This window comes from Vreelandella lionensis (assembly GCF_002087295.1).
Lineage (GTDB): Bacteria > Pseudomonadota > Gammaproteobacteria > Pseudomonadales > Halomonadaceae > Vreelandella > Vreelandella lionensis.
Genome location: NZ_MWVI01000078.1, coordinates 1 through 1,349 on the forward strand (window position 1 = coordinate 1; position 1,349 = coordinate 1,349).

Annotated in this window: 1 protein-coding gene and 1 pseudogene; both read right to left on the reverse strand. The window is 49.2% G+C overall.

Annotated elements, in window-relative coordinates; all coding sequences use genetic code 11:
- Nucleotides 1-375 (reverse strand): annotated as a pseudogene (locus B4967_RS11425) (transposase); the annotation flags it as partial.
- Nucleotides 376-417: 42 nt separating this feature from the next.
- Nucleotides 418-1,053 carry a PilZ domain-containing protein gene (locus tag B4967_RS11430; protein ID WP_139794477.1) on the reverse strand — a complete coding sequence of 212 codons (636 nt, stop codon included), beginning with the start codon at nt 1,051-1,053 and terminating at the stop codon, nt 418-420.
- Nucleotides 1,054-1,349 lie beyond the last annotated feature (296 nt).

Here is a 1,349-nt window from a genome sequence, read left to right on the forward strand (position 1 = left end):
TGCGATGCACGCCAAACACGTCACACAGTTTTTTTACCGGGTAGCTCGTCTTGAGTTTCTCGATTAGCGAGAAGTGTTCAGGGAGTCCGACATCAAGAGAGCGGTAGCCTTTTTTAGGATGTCTTTTTCCATCTCAATGTCACGGATGCGCTTTTCAAGCTCGCGAATCCTGAGCTGATCGGGTGTCATGGGCGTTGCTTTAGGGCTTTGGCCATCACGCTCTTGGCGTAACTGACGAACCCATTTATCCATGCTCGAATACCCCACATTCATTGCTTCTGCCGCTTCACGAACCGTGTAGTTTTGATCAACGACTAGCTGTGCTGCTTCGAGCCGGAATTCAGGGCTAAAGTTACGTTTTGGTCTTGTTGCCATGCTGCCACCTAGTGATGTCTTGGTGCATATTAGCACCTCTAATTAGGTGGCCAAATTCACTATGCCACTACAAAAGGGGCGGATATGGCACACTTTTCCCTCAGCAAAGAAGCTCTCGCCATTAGGAAACTCGAGAGTGACTCCGGGTATCTCCTGACCCACGCCAATCGCAATACTCTCTGCTAGGTCGATATCGACCATGCAGCCACCTACCGATAAATTGCGTAGCCGGCCTGGCACGCTGAGTTCATGAAGATAGATCTCAAGACTAACGCGTACATGCATACCCAGAACAAAAGGAATACGGACCGCCCCGCGTTGCTCGCTCACAAAAACCGACTCTGGGAGCTGGCACTCTAGGTGATAAAGTGTGCTGTCAGTTTTTAGTAGCTTAGCGGCGACATTGCTGAGGCTGTAAGTCTCACGCTCCATGGCTTGGGAGCCTTTCAACGCTTCCAGATCGAAGCTGACGCCGCCATTAGTGAGATAACGCTCAATATCACTATCGGCATACTCTACTTCTAGAACCAAGCGGCCAGTGTCTAAGTCAAGCTCGTGAACGACTGCCTTTAGAGGATAAGCCATATCCTTGGCGTACAGAGAAACCACATGTTTGTGCTGGAGCAGCGCCCGAATCACGGCCGCGGAGGGGTTTGAGTAGAGGGCGGGATGGGTCATGATAGGCACCTGCGTATACGATAGTATGTTTTGTTGGCCTAGAATATGTAGACCTTGACCTATCTACAGACATCATGCTCCTGATGTGAGAGGGAGGCTGTTAGTTAGATTGAACAGCGTTTCTTCCATCCTTTTGATAAGTAAGAGGTAAGTCTCTTGGGCTTTTATGCTGAGAAAACCAGCACCTCACTTTCTGCAAGTAAGTACCGCTACTGCTCCTCAATTAGTGTCCCTAACACCATTATCGGACATTGGTAAAAAAATGGTAGCAACTCGTCTTCAACGCAAGCCACGAT

Coding starts and splice junctions, on each gene's coding strand:
- B4967_RS11430 (WP_139794477.1), bottom strand. CDS start 1,053: ATGACCCATCCCGCCCTCTACTCAAACCCCTCCGCGGCCGTGATTCGG.